Source organism: Persicobacter diffluens, from assembly GCF_036244895.1.
In the GTDB taxonomy this organism is placed as follows: Bacteria; Bacteroidota; Bacteroidia; order Cytophagales; family Cyclobacteriaceae; genus Persicobacter; species Persicobacter diffluens.
This window is the reverse complement of sequence record NZ_BQKE01000004.1, coordinates 146,249-157,401: the sequence shown is the minus strand read 5'-3', so window position 1 is coordinate 157,401 and position 11,153 is coordinate 146,249. Positions and strand designations below refer to the sequence as shown.

The following is an 11,153-nucleotide window of genomic DNA, read 5'->3' as shown; positions in this document are numbered from 1 at the left end:
ACCGCTCCTAATCCTTCGTCATCAAATTCACTGTGGACGAATTTCCCCGAGATCCAAAAATACCAGCCAAAATACTGATCACGGGTAAAAACAAACCGAAACCTGCCAAAAAAAAGGCAATGCCGTATTGATAACCCACTGCAAAAATGGTAGGGGCCACTGCCGTGACCAGCACCATCATGGTGGAAGTTAAACTGCGGCATGTCCCCACATTTTCAGGGCCAAAAACTTCTGCCCAAAAGGAGGTGCCCACCACATTTGCAAAACTTAAATTTGCACCGAGACTAAACAGGAAAACCAATAGCACCCACTGTTCCGGAATCAGTATTAAGGGAAACAAGGTCAGCGATGGCAACAATACCCAAACGGCCAGTTTTCGAGCCGTGAGCCGGTCCACCAGCGGACCACCCACCAACGCACCTGCAATTCTGCCAATCCCAAAAAACACAAAAGCGAAGGCAAAAAACTCCATGGACCAATTTTTATAGTCCAGAAATTGCTTGCTATTCAGAAGGAAACCTGCATTCAACATGGGGGACAGCACAAAAACCAAAGAATATATCCAGAAAACCGGCCTTCTTACCAAAGTTTGAATAAAAGCAGGCCCATTTTTGCTACTGCCATTTTGTTTAAAATTTAAAAACTTATCATCCTTCCCTACCAACAGCCAACATAACAAAGGAAAAAACAGCGCTTCGAAAAATCCAAGTCCATACCACAAGTTTGCCCATTGTCCCATGCCTAAAATCGCCAAAACCAAGGCCGGTACCAACATTTCCGCTACTGACATCCCAAACATCGTGAAGGAAAGGGCCTTACCCCGATCTGCTTCAAAATATTTCCCCATAGCCGTCATGCCAATCAAAGGAAGAAAGCCCTGACCAAAAAACCGTAAGCCAAATATCCCCAGATAATACATCCATCCATTGGACAAATGCGCCATCATCAAACAAGCCAGGCCTCCGCCAATACCCGCTCCCCAACTAAATTTCCGTAAATCCAGCCGGTCCATCAATGGCCCCACAAATACCAATAATACGGCACTGCTCAAGGAGGCCAGCGTATAGAGCACGTTCAGCTGAAGCGCCGACAAACCGGTTTTTTCCATAAAGTGGGCCACGAACAAGCTAAGGAAAAACGCCTGACCCATCGTAGAAAAAAAGAACTGGCTGAAGCCATACCACAAAGGGCGTTGATGGAGTAGAAAAAAACGATATGTGGAAGCCTTAGACATTTTTATATTCCCGAACTATAAATATTGACATAAATTGGGCCTTCCCATTCCACCTCGCGGCCATTTAACTTACTGCGGTGGTCTGCTAAGGAAAAATCCGAGGCCACCAATACCTGATAAATATTTCCATTATCGTGATGAAGCTCTATCAACTGAATGTCATTTTCCTGTACTTCCCTGGAAATTTTTAGAATTTGACTCTCCGTGTCAGCCACCAATTCATCGGTTGCAGAACGAATAAAACCATGAGGCTCTATGGTAGAAACAAACCAAATATCCTGTCCGCTTTTCTTTAAAAAATAAGCAGGTTCCGTTCTCAAATTGTTTTCAGGATCATTCGCACCATAGCGGCCTAAAGTGATTTCGGTCGGTTGATCCACATGGGTACGAAGACTGAAGAACTTACTTCCATTCAGGAAAGTCAATCGGCTGTCTTGAGATACCGCATGACCCTTTCCAACCTCCCAAATATATTGAAAACCATGATTCGCTCCCATCGCTTTCCAGGATTTCGCCGCCTCATATGTTTCTAACTGTTTACTCATTATCTGCCCTTTGTATTGATAAGCCAACTGATATTCATGCACTTCTTCACTTTCTGCCTTTACAATATCAATATAAAGAGGATCATTTAGTTTTTCATCTTCAATCTGTATAATCGTCCGGTACATATCCACTCCCTGATACAAATCCTGCTGCCTGGCCGTTACCACCTGATAATCCTGATGGGCGGTATCAAACTGAAGCAATTCCCCAAACTTTTGCGAAGACAACCTAAAATCTCCGTTAAAATGAGATTTCCCATCCACAATTAATGTATTATGACAAGCCGACTGGTGGGCAAAGTTTTTATTCTCAGGCAAATAACGACCACCTTCCTTCGCCTTAACATTTACAAAGCGCACCGCTCCATAATCCTGTAAAATATCATGGCCCTGATATCTGAACAACAGGCTCAATTTATCAAAATGACCATGTGAAAGTCCGTGTTGGGTAAATTTGAGTGTTAACAAGCCATTATTTTCAGACTGCTCCGGATATAAAAAGGCAATTCCACCTTTATCTCCTGCAGGACCATCTGTCAGGACCGCGGATTTTTTCACTGCAGTTCGGTGAGATGCCCCTTCTGCCAATTCCTGCGCAATTATTAAACCTCCAAGACTGATCTTCACTTCGCCCTGCAAATTTGCAGCTGCGAGTAAATGCACACTTTGCTCATGTTCATAGGCCAGATCAACTGCCTCAACTGCTGCCGGTGCTTTAATACTCATTTCTTTGATCGCGTCATTATAAGGAAGGAATCTCCCCTCATCATCAGACAATTGAACCAAAGCTTTAACCGCCTTCAACAAAAGTCCGTCGCGATATTGAAAAATATTTCTTTCCGGTTCATTATTATGAATAACCTGTGCAAAAACTAAAAATGGTGTGATCGCATACCGATGATAATAAGGCCCTTCCGTATAATATCCTGTGGGAGAAAATAGCTCATTGACATTGGCGTAAAATCCTGCTGCAGCCTTTTCCGGATCCTCTTCCAACTCCTCAAATTTGCCGAACAAACTGTATTTGACGAGCGCCTCATCTCCCAGGGCGTAACCGATCATCCCTACCGCCGCCACGTCCCAAAGTCCATGATTATGAACCCTGTTAAAAACCTTTAGATTTTCATCCATTAGAAATTTGGCATAGGGCCTCCATAATTGCTGCTCCATCCACTGGCGATCCTCCTTAGTCAAAAAATCCTGAATAAAACTATAAGCCTGTATACTGAAAACCACCCAATTATCATCATTCAGACATTGCCAGAAAAGTTTTCCCGGTGCATAGGATTTTTCTACCGGGTGAAGCCCAAGGGTCGGAAACATTTGCGCATAAGTCATCAACATTTCTTTCACATATTCGGCATACAGGTTTTCTCCGGTAATTTGATAAATGATACCGGCCTCATACATGGCGATATAATTCCGTTTGTGTTGCTCATGTGTATAACCTCCTGCCGGATCTTTGGGAACAGGGACATCGATGTCCTCCTCCAGGGCCGCATCTACCCGGGCTTTCATTTTGGAAACCGCAGTTTCCATTAATGGGTACTGCTTATATTCCTTTTGCAGGCGAGCAAAGGTTTCTGCTTTTATCACTAAGCCGGAAGGCTGCCAATCAGCTCGGACGAAGAATGGAAATATCAAAAAAGATAAAAAAAATAATATTCTCTTCAACATATTAGGAGTGTCTAAAAGTTTTTTGGTCTTTGGTTGACCAATTTAGCAATTAAGAATCGATTATGAAAGCATAAATCAAATGATTGGATCAAAAAACAAATTTAACCCGAATTATGCATGCTCAAGAGCGTGTTTAAAAAGCCAAAACTCACAGCGAAAATTTGAATATTACGTAAGCGATACCCGATTATTTTGAAAGCATTGTACCGCTATCATTGAGAAATTACCCAAAATCACTTCCAATAATTCGAATTTGCTGCCGAATAGTGTATTTTTTAATACGCTCTCAATCCTCCTTTAGCCACTAGGCGGGAAAAAAGCAGAAATAGTTCCCTATTTGGCGTTTTTTCCAAGGTAGCAGATAAAGGACAAGCAAGCTAAATAAGCCAAATTTGGACTATTAAAATCAAAGAAAACAACAGTAATTAATTGATGGTATAGTCCGGTAGTGGATAAATAAATTCAGCGGTGAACAATTTGGCTTGGCGTAAGAATTAAGTGCCTTCCTTAACAGAAAGCGCTGACTCAGCCAGACTTTCTGCTTTATACTGTCTAAGTTCATTTAATTCTGAAATATCTGATTGAATACAGAGCAAACCAGTAGTTCCCAAATAATCAATAAAGAAAGGCATTTTGGTGGATTGGAAATGATATTCTTTTCCATGATGATGCTCCACTTTCTGATAGGTTTTCATTTTACCCTCTTCCAAAATAGCGCTATCCATTTTAATCACTTTATTACCTAACTCCGGACCGACGACATCAATTTCCGTCTTATCGCGCAATTCCTTTTCCGTATACCCATGCAAGTTACATACTGCATCATTAGCCAAAACAAACTTATGCTCGTGATCCTTCAGGAATATACGGCCGGGAATTTGATTCAGAATTTTTAGGAATACCTCATTGCGCTGACGGATTTCTTCCATCATTTGGTCTTGCTGCTTTTGCTGCTCCTCCTGCATCCGCACCATTTGCTCATGGGTACTACTCAATTCCTCCATATTCTGCCGAAGTTCTTCTTCCTGCACTTCCATGGCCTTTCGGGCATCATTAGAAGCCGCCAAAAGTGCCCGAATCTGCAAATTCGTTTTTTCATTGGAAATAAAACCGGCCAGCACATTCCCGCAATTGTCCAGAAATTCACGGGCAGCACCTTCAATAACGTTAAAGGAAGCAATTTCCATGATGGCCACCACGATTTCATTTAAAATTACCGGGACAATGATCACCTCTTTGGGCTGGGCATGTCCCAATCCGGATGTAATGGTTAAGTAATCACCGGGAATATCAGTCAGGTAGATCGGCAACTTTTCCAGGTAACACTGCCCGACCAGCCCCTCTCCAAAGGCAATGGTTTTATGTAAAAATTTCTTTCGTTCATAAGCATAGCAAGCTTTCATTTCAAGAACTTGCTTCTCCTGATCCCCAATATAGATCGCCCCCTGTACAGCTTGAAGCTGTTGAATCAAATGTTTTAATGCCTCCTCCAGTTTAACTTCAAAAGTAAGGTCCTTCCTTAAGCTTTCCTCCAGGGCTGATAAGCCTTCCATCACCCATTGGCGCTCCTCATTTTTATGTTGTTGGGCCTGAATGGTTTCCAACTGAAGCTGATATTGCTTTTCCTTTTCTTCCTTTTCCAGTGCAACCGTTGTATTATGGGCATCCAAAGTTTCAAAAGCAATGACCTCATTCTTCACTTTGATGTGTTCGATTATAAAAATCGTTATAAATGCTACACACTGAAAAGCTATAATTCCCCAATGTGCTTCTAATTTAATATCTCCGGAAACCAGTCCCCATAAGGAAAAAACCATAGCCAGTAAACCCACCAACCTACCGCCTCTCAGGCTTTTATTCTGCCGTAAAATTTCGGCTGCAGAAGGCATTTCCGTCAAGGCCAGCCCACTCCATAATACCGATAAAGCTATAATGGTATGAACCGACAGAGAATGCCTGTTAATCATCTCAAAGGCCCATAAAATACCGTAAACGCCTCCATCGCTCAATAAAGTGAATCGCCAAAACTGCGGGCTAATTTCCTGTTTCCTCCAATAATACAGCAAGAAAACCATTCCAATCATGAAATGAAAAACTGCAAAAGGCCCATTGGATTCAAAGGTAAATACCAGAAAAACTAAATGTTGAGTGACCAACAAATAAATCGGAATACCTAAATGACTGCTTGTATTCAGGTATGAAATGTTTTGCTTAACATTTGCGGGGAAAATGTTCGAATACATAAAAAAATAGGAATGATAAAAAATTACGTCGATTAGCCTTCATCCTCATTAAGAGTGAGTATAAAAAGCGCACCATCCGGCTGCCAATTCGAATTATTAGAAGTGATTTTGGATAATTTCTCAACAATAGCGAAGCTATTCTCTCAAAATAATCGGGTATCGCTTCTCCAATAATCAAATTTTCGCTGCGAATTTTGGCTTGTAAACACCCTCTAATCAAATTTAATAAAAATTGGTTTACCAACAACCAGTTTTTGAGAAAAAATATAAAGAAGGTTTACCACTTAATCCCTACTATACCCACTTCCTATTTACAAAATATATAGATTCGAGCGTGTTAAATAACACACCATCTGGCTGCCAATTCGAATTATTGGAAGTGATTTTGGATAATATCTCAACAATAACGAGGCTATTCGCTCAAAATAATCGGGTATCGCTTCTGCAACAATCAAATTTTCGTCACGAATTTTGGCTTGTAACACGCGCTCAGGCCTCTTCAGCAAGGCCTGAATTGTCGAATATAAGCCCCTCCCAACTTTTGGCCTGTGGAAATTGCTCCCTCCTTTGCAAAACCTTATTGGTAAATCGCCAGCAAGTATTGACGGATAAATTCAGCTCTTTGGCCATTTGAGATATATTAGGTTTTTGATTACTATGATGTAAATAAAAAACTAAATAAAATCCTTTCAACACAGAGAAATGCAACCGATGAAAGATGGTCTCGGCGGTTGTGGCTTCATCATAACCACATTTACTGCAACGTTTGGCCCCGGTTTTTTGTCCATTGTGATATTGGCCATTTCCACACTTCTTACATTTATAACCATTGGCCCACTTTTTCTCACCCAAGAATAATAAACAACTATTTTCATCGGGGAAATAAGTTAAAAAATCGGCAAAAGACACCACCTTGTTTTCTAAATGCGCTTCCGTTAACAATTGAACATTCTGTTGCAGGGACACATTTTTCTGGTTCAGTTGGGTGTTCAAAACCTCCAATTCCTGGGATTTGTCCGTCAAATCCCGATAAGCCATGGCCAGCTCTTCATTTTTTTGACTGATCACCAAATTTTGCTGGGCGATTTCAGCGGTTCTCTGTTTAACCTTTTTTTCTACTACTTCATTTTGCTTTTTCAGTCCTTCAATCAATTCCAATTGAGAACGATCCTTGGCTTCCTTTAATTTTTGATATTCATAAACCATGGCCACAGTAAAGATTAAGGCCTGAAGAAAAACCACAAAATTGAAATAATAAACCACCCAAATGGCATCATATCTTAAAAAGTTGACCTTAGGGAGAATTCCGAAAAGGGACAAGAAACAACCAATAGTAATCAATACCACTACAAAATCCCGATCCAAAGATCGGTAAATTGATATCCCAAAAAGCACCGTTACCGGAAGCATATAAAATAATCCGGGCAAAAGGTGATAATTCGTATTGGAGGATAAATAGACAATGGCACTAAGGTAGAGGGCATACCATACCATTTTCCAGAATGTGATAATTTGTTCCAGAGATAATAAATGAATTAAATACTTTACCAGGAAAAACATATAAACCGCCACTCCCCAATTTCTGAGGATTTCATTGATCCAGGGCTGTTTGGGCCACAAAAACTGAAAGCCCAATCCGTCTTCTGCAGTGGCAATAAAAAAGCAGGAAAGTAAATAATAACACAAATACAGGTGATTCCTTTCCCTCATTTTAAAAAAGGAAAGTAAATGGAAAATAATCAACAAGCTCAGGGCTCCATAGAAAAATGCCAAAGCCGAGTACTCCCCAACAGCATATTGAATGTTAAAAGCCAGAGAGCGAAACTTAAAAATAATGGCATCCTTATGCTGTGACTTCAGCCGAAAAAGAAAAAACAATTGATCCTTCTGAGCAAAAGAAGGAGGAATATCGTAAAGAAAATTTTTATGCTTGATGAGCCGGTCATCAAATAGGCGGGTATAACCTGCAGCCGGAAAATGCAGGGTGTCTCCCGGATAAATCAACCAGGCCTCAATTTCATTAAGGTGCGGGTCAATTAATTCCAGCATATGAGATTCATCGGAGAGCCAGGCATTAGGAACGGGCACTTTGATCCAGTAATTAGCTCCTTTTTTTTCCGTATGTGCCACTTCCTCCTTAAAAAACTCGAAAGCCCCTTCCCGCTCCAATTTTAGTATTTGATTTCTTTCCAGTTTATTCTGCTCATCAACAAAATAGGATACCTTTTGCAAAGGGTAAAAAATATTTGTTTGCGCTGAAAAACCCTTCAAAAATAGGCACAAATAGCAAAGGAAAAAAGACACAACTAACCTCACAATACTCAAAAAATAAGCGATATATTCAATTTAAAATGGAGGTAGGTTAATGATTGTCGATACAATCTTTTGGGGCTTAACCAGAATTATTCACCGCTAAATTTAATAACTGATCGCATGTAGCTTAATTTCAGTTTATTATAATTTATTTTCTTTGATTTATAATCGCCCAATTTTGGGCAAGCTTGCTTTCTCCTCATTCATCTGTTTCGTTGGAAAAAACTCGAAATAGGAAAAATTCCTTCATTTTTCCGGCCTTACAGCTAAACGAGGATTTAAGCAGGAATAATCCGGGTTAAATCTTTCACAAATTACAAAATCACAGACTCAAATGAGCCGATCAACCAGAAAAAAAGCATGTTTGCCAATCTCTTTATTTAAAGGATGGACAAACATGCTCAATTAAAACAAAAATACGGCTCAAAGAGCGGATAAAACACGCCTGTAGTCGATTGTGATAATTGAACAATGATGAAATGGATGCCTCTTATTTGGAGCAAAAGGCATTACTACTCATGAAAAATAAGGCAAAATCAATTCCTTTATTCAAATTTACTTCGACTTGGCCGGACTTAGGCTGGCTAATACCCGCGCTGAGGGAATCCTAAATTAAAGATTACCCTTCGCTTCTTTTTGGTCATAATAATCTTTCAATACAAAAAAGGCCTGCTTTTTAAATCCTCCCTCAGAGATCAAGCCCTTACGGTTCCACATATCCTGAATATTAGCCAAAGGTCTTCTTGGCGAACGGAAGTCCGCTAAAATCCATGGAGTGAAACCAGCAAGATTTGGAATATTATTAATTCCTTCTAATGTTTTCTGGTAAAAATACGCCTGGTAGTCCTCCGACCAAATGGTCTGATCATCAGCACGGTAACCGTATTTCGCACCTGCACCCCACTCACTGACCACCACCGGCTTATTGTATTTAACGGCCCACTTAAGATTTGGAAAATCCTCAATGTCTCCACCATACCATCCATGGTACTGGTTAAAGCTCATGATGTCCACATACTCCCCAAAAGGATCGCTGATCATTTTGGTACCATCTTCTTCCCCATGAACCTCCATCGCTGCGGAGATCAATCGGCTATTGTCCAGGGAGCGAGTAGTCTCTACCAAGGCCTTCAAAAACTGATTTCTTTCTTCAGAAACCGGCGTTTCATTTGCCATACTCCAGATAATCACCGAAGCACGGTTACGGTCACGCTGTACCATTTCCGTTAATTGTCCTTTGGCATTGGCCAGGGTTTCTTCATTGGTCCAATCAATCGTCCAGTATACCGGAATCTCTTCCCACAATAAAATCCCCAATTCATCCGCCAGGCGTGGCATATTTTCATTATGCGGATAGTGTGCTAATCTTACAAAGTTGGCATTCAGATCTTTGGACCACTGAAACATCATACGGGCATCCTCCAGACTATAATTACGACGACCTTCAATCGGGTTTTCTTCATGCATGCAAATCCCTCTCAGGTACAGCTTTTCGCCATTTAATAAAATATCACTTCCCTGTACTTCAATCGTTCTGAATCCGATACGATCCGACACCACATCCTGACCTGCCGAAAGGTTTACATCATACAAATAAGGCTTATCTACATGCCATTTGGTGATTTTCTTTGCTTTAATGGCAAATTCAGCCTTTCCCTCTGCATTCGTGGTCAGTTCCTTGTTAATTTTTAACTCCGGAATAGCAATATGGACACTTTGTCCTGCCGCCTTTTCAGATAATTGAACCGAACCTTCAATCAGATTATTTTGCGTTTTGCTAAGTTGTATGGAATAATCCGCCACAAATACCTCCGGCACCTGAATCAACTTCACCTCGCGCGTAATTCCTCCATGGTTCCACCAGTCGGTATTGATGGTCGGCACTGCATCTTTTTTACGGGTATTGTCTACCTTTACCACAACGAAATTATCACCAGCTTTCAATTGTTCTGTCACATCAAAGTTAAAAGGAGTAAAACCACCCACGTGAGTACCTACCTTGATGCCGTTTACATATACCTCAGCCTCATAATTTACTGCCCCAAAATGCAAGATGCTTTTCTCTCCGGCAGTAGGCTCAAAGATAAAATCCTTTTGATACCAAACCGTTCCTTCGTACCAGTGCAACGGTTCTTTTTCTACCGACCAGCTACCCGGCACCTTGATTTTATCTGCTAAATCAAAATCATACTCCACACGATCGGTTTTGTGAGCAGGTTTAACATTGGCAAAGTATGCCCCTGAACCCGGGTTCGCCGGATTGAAGTATTTATCAAATGGAATACGACGGTAATCATAATAACCGTTCTCATAAGGATCTACAATATAGTTCCAATCTCCATTTAGGGACAAAGCTTCCCGATTGTAAACATTTTGGATCAGGGGAGACTGTGCGAACCCCACATTTACCAAAGCGAGCATCCCGATGATCGCCAGGAGGGTATTTTTAAAAATCGTCATATTGTTTGTAAAAAAATTCTTATACTTCTTTTGTACTATATCACTTTTTACTTCTTTTTCATCTACCAAGAAGAGTCGGGTTCAAATCCCCCTACATCCCTTTTCCTTTCAATCATTAACCACACGCCTCTTCGCATGAGTAAAAAAGGCGTGAATTTGCGTGCGTTTTTCAGAGATAAGTCATCTTCCGATCAGCCTTCGGGAAAAAGAAAGATGCCACTAAAATCAAAACCGACATATCAGAAAACCTTAACCCACTAAGGGCCAGTCACATTTAAAAAATCTAAAGCTCTTAAAAAACCATAATTTTAAAGAGTGAATAGTCCTGAAAAACCATTCCATAGTTTTGGGTGGATTTCCTTTTGAAATTAATGAAAGGAAGGAATTTTATGAAAATGCACCAAAACAAATCTATTTTTAATTTTGGAGAGAAAAAGGAAAGCTTTCGAAAACTTGAAGCGCCTTCCCCCATTGAGCTCCATAGGGAAATTCAATTTTTATCTATCCTAAAAGCGGGTTTACTGCGCATCATCCAGCTGCAAATTCGAATTATTAGAAGCGATTTGGATAATTTTTCAACAATAGCGCTGCTATTCTTTCGAAATAATCGGGTATCGCTTTTGCAATCATCAAATTCTCGCTACGAATTTTGGCTTTTAAACTAGGCTGTCGAAAATATTC

5 protein-coding genes are annotated in these 11,153 nt (G+C 40.5%); all 5 read right to left on the bottom strand.

What is annotated here, in order from left to right:
• Nucleotides 1-7: 7 nt before the first annotated feature.
• Nucleotides 8-1,234: an MFS transporter gene (locus tag AAA970_RS22840; RefSeq protein WP_338239200.1), complete on the bottom strand. Its 1,227-nt coding sequence runs from the start codon at nucleotides 1,232-1,234 to the stop codon at nucleotides 8-10.
• Nucleotides 1,235-1,236: 2 nt separating this feature from the next.
• The gene (locus AAA970_RS22835; RefSeq protein WP_338239199.1) at nucleotides 1,237-3,456 is read right to left on the bottom strand and encodes a heparinase II/III domain-containing protein; all 2,220 of its coding nucleotides are present in this window, start codon (nucleotides 3,454-3,456) and stop codon (nucleotides 1,237-1,239) included.
• A 494-nt stretch (nucleotides 3,457-3,950) separates the two neighbouring features.
• The gene (locus AAA970_RS22830; protein WP_338239198.1) at nucleotides 3,951-5,699 is read right to left on the bottom strand and encodes a PAS domain S-box protein; all 1,749 of its coding nucleotides are present in this window, start codon (nucleotides 5,697-5,699) and stop codon (nucleotides 3,951-3,953) included.
• Between the two features lie 489 nt (nucleotides 5,700-6,188).
• Nucleotides 6,189-7,931 (bottom strand): 7TM diverse intracellular signaling domain-containing protein, encoded by a 1,743-nt coding sequence (locus AAA970_RS22825; protein ID WP_338239197.1) that lies wholly within the window; start codon nucleotides 7,929-7,931, stop codon nucleotides 6,189-6,191.
• 693 nt (nucleotides 7,932-8,624) lie between these two features.
• Entirely contained in the window at nucleotides 8,625-10,472 is a 1,848-nt protein-coding gene (locus AAA970_RS22820; protein WP_338239196.1) for a glycoside hydrolase family 2 TIM barrel-domain containing protein, read from the bottom strand.
• Nucleotides 10,473-11,153 lie beyond the last annotated feature (681 nt).